Raw genomic sequence first — 8,392 nt, forward strand, 5'->3', positions numbered from 1 at the left:
TCTCTGGACAATCCTACGGGCAGTCCTCATAACCACGGCCCTTTTGGTCTGCGTGCTATTCTTCATAAAAGGCTGGAAGATATCCCGCGCGCAGCCTTGCTTCTCGAGGCGCTCCTGCTCTCACTGTTCCTTTCGGCGTCGCGGCTGACCTTTCGCATTAACGAATTGTCCCTGCCGGATAACGCTGGATGGCTGAAGCAAGCGCCCGAGCGGGAGCAAAAGATACCGACGCTGCTGGTTGGTGCGGGAGATGCTGCGGATCTCTATCTGCGCGCTGTGAGCCGCGACCGCAGCTGCTTCCATCGTCCGGTTGCCATCATCGAGCCGACAGGCGCCTGCGAAGGGATAATGATGCACGGCGTGCCGATTTTGGGTGCCCTGACGGATTTTGAGAGGGTTGTAAGGGAACTACGCCTCGCCAATTCCTTCCCGCGGCACCTTGTCTTCACCGAGGCGCCTTCCGTATTCGGTGAGGAGGTCTGCGAAAAGCTCATCAGGCAGGCCGAAGCGCTCGGCATCACCGTTTCCCGTTTATCCCAGATGACCGAGCTGAAGAATGCCAAGCGGGAAAACCGATTTGAACTCAAGTCGATCGAGCTGACGGATCTGTTGGAGCGGCCGCAGGCCGCTTTGGACAGGGATGCCATTTTGCGGCTCATAAAGGGGCGCCGCGTTCTCATCACTGGTGCCGGCGGCTCGATCGGCTCCGAGCTCACGCTCCAGATCGCTGCCTGTGAGCCGTCGCAGCTCGTTCTCGTCGAGAACTGCGAGTTCAATCTTTACACAATTGACCTTGAGCTCGCGGAACGCTTCGCGACGTTGCCCCGCGCAACCTGTCTCTGCAATGTTCGGCGGGCCAATCGTGTCAACGACGTTTTCGAAGAATATAGGCCGGAGCTGGTTTTCCATGCGGCAGCGCTCAAGCACGTCCCGATGGTGGAGATCAATCCGTGTGAAGGCGCGCTCACAAACGTGATCGGCACGATGAACGTCGCCAATGCCGCCAGGCAGATCGGCGCCCTTGCGATGGTTCAGATCTCTACCGATAAGGTGGTCAATCCGACAAGCGTCATGGGAGGGACGAAACGCCTCGCGGAGCTCTATTGTCAGGCGCTGGACCTCGAAGGAGTGGAGCGGGGAAGCGGGCCACGTTACATGACCGTGCGGTTCGGCAACGTTCTTGGCTCGAGCGGCTCCCTCATCCCGTTGTTCAAGAGACAGATCGCCAGCGGTGGACCGTTGACCGTGACCGATCCGGACATGACGCGGTTTTTTATGACCATTCGGGAAGCCGTGGAACTTACCCTACAGGCCTCCGCTTACGGGCTCGAGGGCGACATCGGAAAAGGTGAGATCTTCGTTCTGGATATGGGAAAGCCGGTGAAGATCATGGACATCGCACGCAGGATGATCAGGCTTGCAGGTCTTGTCCCCGACAAGGATATAGCGATCAAGGTCATCGGGCTGCGTCCCGGCGAAAAGTGCTACGAGGAGCTTTTCGATATGAATGATACTCCGGTTCCGTCACCTGTTCCGGGGGTTTTCGGCGCAATTCCCAGGCCCGTGCCCCTTTCCAAACTTCGCACGACGTTCGCCAGGCTGGAGCGCTTCGCTGCAATGGGTGATGCATCCATGGTGCTCGCCCTCATCAGCAGCCTTGTCCCAGGTTATGCGTGGCAGCGTCCCGCATTCGCCGGAGCGGCACTGGCTCCAGTGCATGATGGAACTCGCGAAGAGGGCGAGGATCATGATGACGTGGGTCTCCCGGACAACTTACTTGCAGCTCTTGTGGCTGAGACTGATGGAGGAAATGCTGAGGTGTCTGGGTGGATCAGCCCATCACGGCTGCAATGAAACCCAATCAGCGGCAGGCGCCGGTCGCTCCCACGAAATTAGTCTATTGGATCTCGTCTGGAGAGAACTGTGTTGAATGTAGATGCGGCACCAACGGATAGCACTCCATTGGATCGCTTGCTTTGGCGGCAGCAGGAACGAAGCCAGCGCATTCTGGTGCTGTCCAGCTATAGCCGTTCGTTGACGAATTTCCGTTTGGAACTTCTGAAATCCATGGTGCGCGCCGGCCATGTCGTAGTAGCTGCAGGTCCTGAAGACGACGCGGAGGTGAAGGCCGATCTTTCCAAGATCGGGGTTGAGTTCGCCACAATCCCGATGGCCCGCGCCAGCTTGAGCCCGGTCAGGGACATTGCGACGTTCCTCCAGATCCGGCGACTTATAAAGAAGATAAGGCCCGACGTCGTGGTCCCCTATACGATGAAACCGATCGTCTACGGCGGAATCGCAGCCCGCTCAGCGGGTGTTCCGGGGCGTTGTTTTCTCGTAACCGGTCTGGGGCATGTTTTTTCAGAAGCGAGCCTCAGGACGCTAAAGGGCCGTTGGATCAAACGACTGTGCGTTCGGCTTTATCGGCTGGCGATGGCGGGAGCGAGGACGGTTTTTGTCTACAATGATGCAGATCGCTCGGACATCATTGAAAATTCATTGGTCCACGACGTTTCCGTTATTCATCGTGTTGCCGGCTCCGGCGTGGATGTCGATCACTTCGCCTTCGCACCCGCCCCATTGGAAAAGCCTGTCTTTCTCCTGGTGGCCCGGCTGATCAAAGACAAGGGCGTCTTCGAGTATGTGGAGGCGGCGCGCCGCTTGAAGCGGCAGCGGCCGAATGCCGAATTCCAACTTCTCGGACCGTTTGATCCCAATCCAGGGGCGATATCGCGGCTGCAGGTTCAAGAGTGGATCGAAGAAGGGATCGTGGATTATCTTGGCGAGACAAAGGATGTCCGCCCCTTCCTCGCGAATTGCAACATATTCGTCCTCCCCTCCTATTACCGAGAGGGAATACCCCGCAGCATCCTGGAAGCGATGGCAGTCGGGCGCGCGATTATTACAACGGACCTGCCGGGTTGCCGGGAAACCATCGAACCTGGGGAGAACGGCTATCTTGTCATGCCGCGAAGCGCAGACAGCCTGTTGAGCGCCATGTGGCCGCTTGCCGACGGGCTACGGCTGGCTGCTGAGATGGGTCGGCGTTCGCGCGAACTGGCCTGCACCAGGTTCAATGTCCACTCAATCAACGAAATACTTATCGATCGCATGGGTCTCTCAAATCATGACCATGCGGGCCGAGAGGCTGCAGGAGCCTGTGGGCGGGAGGCCGACGCGATCAACCAACAGCTCGATGCAACGAGGAGGGTCATCTCTTGGAGAGGGTGAAAATAACACCACATGGGCTCGTTCCATCGCCTGCGGGCAGACATCACAGCATCACTTATCAGCGGCGCCTGCTCCGCCCGCGTTCAGGCTATGGAATTGTCGATCTGCTGGAATTGGTGCGCAGGCACCTATGGTCCTTTGGGTCGGTCCTTGTGGGCGGGCTGATTCTCACAGCCTTGACCGCCGGCTTTATGACAAGGGTCTATGTCGCTTCGTCTGCCATTGTTTTCGATCGGAACGATGCCCGTCCCTATGAGGCCGTCGAGGAACTCCGCAAACAGGAGCGGGACAAGTCCGTAATGGAAACGGAACTGGACGTAATCAAATCGCGGGTGTTCGTGGGCACGGTTGTGGACGCGCTCGACTTGGTGAGCGACCCCGACTACAATACTTACCTTCCGCGTCGTGACGACGAAAATGAAGGAGGTATCAGCCTTCTCGTTTCTGCTACGACCAAATTCTTCGCCCCGAAGCAGAATCCCGACACGGTTCGCAGCCGGCTGGTTTCAAAGAGCGTTCAACGCGACAGGGCTATATCGGCGTTGCTCGGTTCCTTCACCGTCGACCGCAACGGTGAAAGCCTTGCGATGACGATCCAGGTGCGGCAGACAAGGGCGCTGAAGGCAGCGGCGATCGCCGACGCCATTGCTCAACATTATGTTGATTGGACTGCCAAACTCACGGACGAAGCAACGAAGAACACGATCGACTATCTTCGAGGTCAGGCGAGGGAGCTTGGCAGCCGCATAGCGGCAATGGAACGCGAGATAGCCGCGTTTTCGGCCAATCGCGATCTCACTTTCGATCCGAAGGATGACATTCTCAGGTCACGGTTGGAGCTTCTGAATGAGCAATTTACAGTGGCAAGTACTGACGAGACCGCCGCGCGGTCGAAGTATCTCGAGGCCAAAGCACTGATTGCGTCGGGCGATGTATCATCCGTTGTACGTGTGGTCGCGTCAGAGCCGCTGGATCGTCTTCGCACCGAGCAGTCACGCCTGGAACGACTGAAGGCACAGCTTAGCTCTAAATTCGCCAAGAACCATCCGTTGGTCGCCGATGCCGATGCCGAACTCGAAGCCAATCGACGGATGATGACGGACGAAGCAGAACGAATTGTCCAGGAATTGGCAAATAGCGCAGAGGTCGCGGCCGGCCGTGCTGCCAAATTTAGTACCGATGTAGCGATGCTCCAGAAACAGATACAAGGGCGCAGTCTTGCGGAAATCCGTAGACGCGAACTTGAGAGGGATTTGCTGGCCGAACAAAAGCGTTATGATCAGGTCGTGCTTCGACTAGGGGATCTAGATCCCGAGCGGGGCGAGCACAAAGCGTCAGCAAGTGTCGCGTCCTATGCGGAGGTGCCGACGAGCCCGACGTTTCCGAAGCCGGCTCTCGTCGTCGTGTCGGGGTCGATGGGTTCTCTCATCCTCGCGGTCCTGACGGTCATCATTGTCGATGTGCTCGACGATCGCCTGTATCGCTCGAACGACCTGGAAGACATTCTGGGCCGGCCGAACCTGGTGACCGTTCCGCGCCTGACCCGGCATTTCCGGCACGGTTCCAGCTCATTCGAATTTGCCGTCGACAATCCATCCTCGCCCTTCGGAAAGGCAATGCGAAATTTGTGTCTTGGGTGGCGAACAATCGAACGCTCGATTGGTGGAAAGATCGTGATGTTTTGTTCACCCTCGCCTGGTGAGGGCAAGACCGCGCTCGCCCTCGGCATGGCCGCCGCGGCGGCAACGAGCAATCTTCGCACGGTTCTGGTTGACTTTGACTCATCAGCGAAAGGTGCGGGCGCGCTTCTTGGCATAGCCACGCCTGGCCTGGTGCCAAAGATCGCAGATCCGCCCGATTTATGCATCTCCAGCATGACTTCGCCGGCCCATCCCAGGCTTGACGTCGTCTTCGCAAGCTTCACTGCCGACGATTCAGGACCACTTTGCTCTTATTTGCGCAAAATGTATGATCTGGTCATCATCGACGCGCCTAATTTAGAGAACGAGGAAGGGGCCGTTTGGCTCGCCGCCCATGTGGATTCCATCATCGTGGTCGTCTCGGCGGGACGCACAACGGAACGAAAGCTGGTCAATGCGTTGAACCGCCTCTCGGTCAACCAACCTTTCATCCTTGGAGGCGTTCTCAACCAAGGCGCGAAGCCTGAAGCCGGCAAGGCAGCGCTGGCGAAATCCGGGCTGTGGGCGCAAGTCAAAGCACGGTTTCGTCAGAAAGAAACCGCATGAATGAGCTTCCACATGAGAAGCCGGATAGTTGAAAAACTGAAAACCAAATCCATCCTCTCATCCGAGAAGGTCGCAGGTCAGCGCATCCTACAATATTTTATGGGCAGAGGAGATTGGACAAAAGAAAGCGCGGGCGCGACGATTGCGTTTAAGCGGCCCGCCATCCGAAAACAGCCCTCGGCCGCGCGAGGGCTCGAAATCCCTTGAAATCGGGGATCAAGTGGCCGGCGGCGGCCCCGTTGGGGACGGCGCGCTTTGCCGCAGATTGGCAATTCAGTCCCCACCTATGCTGACCAAAGCATTTGATCATGCGGTTCTGCCGGCAAGCTCGCGATAGATATGCATTATTTTTTCTGTATGAGGGCGAATTCCGTAATGTGCCAAAGCAGATTTTTGCGCGTTTGCGCTCACGCGCTGCCATTCAGACGGATCCTTTAAGAGCTTGGCCATCGGCGGCACAAAAGCGCTCGGCACTTCCGGCTCGACGAGATAGCCGGTCTCTCCATCGACGATTGCTTCGGGATTTCCACCGTGGTTCGTCGCGACGACCGGCGTCCCGACCAGCATCGCTTCGATGAGGGTTCTTCCGAACGGTTCGTTTATTGCGGGTACAAGTAGAATATCCATAGCGCACATCAGACGGTTGATCGACGAGCGGAAACCCATCAGGTGAATGGCCTTTTCTATCCCCAACTCGCGCGCACGCGCCGCCACCTCGACATCAAGTCGCTCGCCGCAATGCTCGGGCGAGCCAAACAACAAGCCTGCGACCGTCAGTTCAGGATGCTGCGCGCAAAACGCGTGTATGGCTTCGACAAAGCGGATTGGCCGCTTGCGATCGATGAGTGTGCCAAAAAATCCAATGAGGCGTGTTTTCTCATCCAGTCCGAGCTCCCGCACGAGATCCAGACGACACTCCTCTCTGTCAAGCAGGGGCTCGGGATGGTCAAAAGGACTATGGATCACCGAGGTTCGGGCGCTGATGGGGAGCAAAGGTGAGGTCGGCTTTGCATAGTTGGAGACGGTAACGATATGACTGGCAATAAACGGCGCGAGAAGGTTTATGCCCCGTCCCGCCGGGTCGCCGCGATGGTGCCATAGTAGGCGCGCTCCGGAAAGCACGGTTGGAAGCCCCCATGTCGCGTGTATCGACCCGTCGTTGGTGTGGACGATATCGGCCTTGTGCCGGCGAAGAAAACGGATCAATCGGGCGACGGTATAAAGGTAGCCTGCTGCCGCCGCGCTTCCGGCGCCGCGATATCGAGGTCTGAGGACGGACACCTTGACCGTCAGATAGTCAATCTGACGCTTGTCCAAATATTTTACGAAATCTCCGTTTGGCTTATGGAGCACGACCACCGGCCGCACCTCGGAGGGCTGAAGCGCTTCAATCAGCTTGATTGCTGAGATGTCGCTTCCGCCGAATTTATCGCCAACAAACGGATAGACTACGACTATTGGCCTCGAACCCATGGATTTACCTGTGTAAACCGTATTGGCAATAGTATCGCCGAATGGTGCGATATTTGATATCACCCTAATTAGTTATTGATTGTACTGGAGCACTGCCCAATTCGACAGAGCGCGTCGAAAAGCGTTCATCTTCGTCCGGCTGAACGCTAACTGACGATAGCAGGAGGGGCGCTCTTTTCAGCTGTTATTGGGTTGTGAGATGGTGGATGCGAACGGCATGGACGCAAGAGATGGTATGCATTGGCAAGGGCGCCGCTGCGCTCCAATGTTCATCGCTGCAACCTGCCTACTAGCACTCACTTTAATCAGCCTTGGGGCTGTCGGCCACGCTCAGGCTGCAAACGCAGCATCCGATGCGTTCCCTGGCGCCGAAGGTTACGGAAAGAGTGCGCAAGGCGGAAGAGGCGGCGCGATCATCGCTGTCACAAATCTGGAAGACAGCGGATCCGGAAGCCTCAGAGCGTGCATCGAGGCGGCGGGTCCGAGGAACTGCGTCTTCCAGATTGGCGGTACGATCAAGCTCAAGCGAACGCTGATCGTTCGAAGCGACAATGCGTCAGTCTCCATCCTCGGGCAGACGGCACCCGGCAGCGGCATAGTCTTGACGATTGAGCGGCCTGACAAAAAGGGAAAAAATACGCTGCTGGGAATCAAGGGAACGAATGACGTTATCGTGCGACATATTCGCATCCGGCCGCAGCTCCCAAACACTGTCAAAAACGTTGACGGGCTGGTCATCGAGAATAGCCAAAGGGTGTACGTCGACCACGTGTCGGTTTCCTGGGCGACGGACGAGAACATCAGTACCCATGCCGACGCCACGGAGGTCACGATCGCAAATTCGATCCTTGCGGAGGGCCTCAACAAACACAGCAAATGCACGTTGCTTGGATCCGATCCACGGGCGCCGCAAAAACTGACATTTCTCAGGAACCTGTGTCTGTCGAATAATGATCGGAATCCAGACAACAATCACTACGGACAGTCCTGTATTGAGATCGTTAATAACGTTTTCTTCAATGCGCGGTCCGAGTGGGCGGAGATTTTCTCGCAGTTTCCTGGGGGGACCCCGATCGCATATGCCGGGAATTATTTCAAAGCAGGCCCGAATACAAACGACCTAACCTATGCCAGTCGGTCGAAAGATGCCGCAAGGGTTGCAGATCCGCAGATCTATCAGGAAGGCAATGTAACCTGGGCACCGCCTTCTAAGACGATCGTCACGGTGGCGCCCGATACGGAGCGCTTCCTTGTCTCCAGTCCGCCCTGCGCCCTAAGCGTAACTGCCGTCGCTCCGGCAGCAAAGGCTTACCATGACGTGCGAACACGGTCGGGCGCGTTCCCGCGCGACAGTCTCGATCATGGCTGGGCCAACGCTATGGGAGCGGAGGGGGGGACGGGCGACGGGAGGATGGGGGGCGAACCAGGTCAGAGTCAGTCGG

General features: G+C 57.3%; 4 protein-coding genes and 1 pseudogene. 4 read left to right on the top strand and 1 reads right to left on the bottom strand.

Going from position 1 to position 8,392, the window contains the following annotated elements; all coding sequences use genetic code 11:
- The 3 genes and pseudogenes from C9413_RS22940 to C9413_RS22950 all read left to right on the top strand — a co-directional run.
- Window positions 1–1,671, top strand: a pseudogene (locus C9413_RS22940) (nucleoside-diphosphate sugar epimerase/dehydratase); the annotation flags it as partial.
- Window positions 1,672–1,962: 291 nt separating this feature from the next.
- The gene (locus tag C9413_RS22945) at window positions 1,963–3,231 is read left to right on the top strand and encodes a glycosyltransferase family 4 protein (RefSeq protein ID WP_063856021.1); all 1,269 of its coding nucleotides are present in this window, start codon (window positions 1,963–1,965) and stop codon (window positions 3,229–3,231) included.
- A gap of 860 nt (window positions 3,232–4,091) precedes the next feature.
- On the top strand, window positions 4,092–5,477 hold the full coding sequence (locus C9413_RS22950; RefSeq protein ID WP_170250947.1) for a hypothetical protein: 1,386 nt from the start codon (window positions 4,092–4,094) through the stop codon (window positions 5,475–5,477).
- A 306-nt stretch (window positions 5,478–5,783) separates the two neighbouring features.
- Here the strand turns inward: C9413_RS22950 and C9413_RS22955 are convergent, their stop codons facing one another.
- Entirely contained in the window at window positions 5,784–7,013 is a 1,230-nt protein-coding gene (locus tag C9413_RS22955) for a glycosyltransferase family 4 protein (protein WP_170250948.1), read from the bottom strand.
- A 136-nt stretch (window positions 7,014–7,149) separates the two neighbouring features.
- Here C9413_RS22955 and C9413_RS22960 point away from each other — a divergent pair.
- Window positions 7,150–8,392: hypothetical protein (locus C9413_RS22960; protein WP_170250949.1), on the top strand; the 1,243-nt coding region annotated here is incomplete at its 3' end.

Origin of the sequence: Rhizobium sp. SEMIA 4085 (assembly GCF_013004495.1) — a bacterium.
GTDB lineage: Bacteria > Pseudomonadota > Alphaproteobacteria > Rhizobiales > Rhizobiaceae > Rhizobium > Rhizobium gallicum.